We start from the raw sequence: 1,043 nt of genomic DNA on the forward strand, positions 1-1,043 counted from the left end.
AGCGTTAGGGAAACGCCCGGTTACATTCCGAACCCGGAAGCTAAGCCTTTCAGCGCCGATGGTACTGCAGGGGGGACCCTGTGGGAGAGTAGGACACCGCCGAACAATCTTTCAGGACCCCTGGTCCCAGCGTTCACGCTGGGACCAGGGGTCCTTTTGTTTTTCTTGGAATTTTCTGAAGCGCGCGCCGGGGTGCCGGCTGCGCGAGAATGACTGCAGTACCCGAAGACAGGAGTCACGTCGATGTCCACCAACTCTCCCGACGACCGCCCGGAGCGCGAGCCGCGTCGCCGCGACGGTGGTGACCGGGGCGGCTTCCGTGGGCCGCGTCGTGACGACAACCGCAGCGGCGGTGGCTACCGCGGCCGTGACGACAACCGCGGTGGCGGCGGCTTCCGGCGTGACGACCGCCGCGATGACCGTCGCGATGACCGCCGTGACGACAACCGTGGCGGTGGCTACCGCGGTCGCGACGACCGCCCCTCGTACCAGCGTGACGACCGCCGTGACGACAACCGTGGTGGCGGCTACCGCGGCCGCGATGACCGTCGTGACGACAACCGTCGCGATGACAACCGTGGTGGTGGCTACCGGGGTCGTGACGAGCGTCCGTCCTTCCGGCGTGACGAGCGTCGTGACGAGCGGCCTTCGTTCCGCCGCGACGACCGCCCCTCCTACCCCCGTGACGACCGCCGCGACGACAACCGTGGCGGTGGCTACCGCGGCCGCGATGACCGTCGTGACGACAACCGTCGCGATGACAACCGTGGTGGTGGCTACCGGGGTCGTGACGAGCGTCCGTCCTTCCGGCGTGACGAGCGTCGTGACGAGCGGCCTTCGTTCCGCCGCGACGAGCGTCCGTCCTACCCCCGTGACGACCGCCGCGACGACAACCGTGGCGGTGGCTACCGCGGCCGCGATGACCGTCGTGACGACAACCGTCGCGATGACAACCGTGGTGGTGGCTACCGGGGTCGTGACGAGCGTCCGTCCTTCCGGCGTGACGAGCGTCGTGACGAGCGGCCTTCGTTCCGCCGCGACGA

General features: G+C 68.7%; 1 rRNA gene and 1 pseudogene. One reads left to right on the forward strand and one right to left on the reverse strand.

The features are described from left to right. Positions 1 to 105: ribosomal RNA gene (rrf, locus tag ACH414_RS33840) — 5S ribosomal RNA — on the forward strand; the annotation flags it as partial. A gap of 6 nt (positions 106 to 111) precedes the next feature. On the opposite strand, the pseudogene ACH414_RS33845 reads toward rrf, so the two are convergent. After that, positions 112 to 1,043: pseudogene (locus tag ACH414_RS33845) on the reverse strand (hypothetical protein); the annotation flags it as partial.

The sequence above is a fragment of the Streptomyces sp. NPDC020422 genome (assembly GCF_044386705.1).
In the GTDB taxonomy this organism is placed as follows: Bacteria; Actinomycetota; Actinomycetes; order Streptomycetales; family Streptomycetaceae; genus Streptomyces.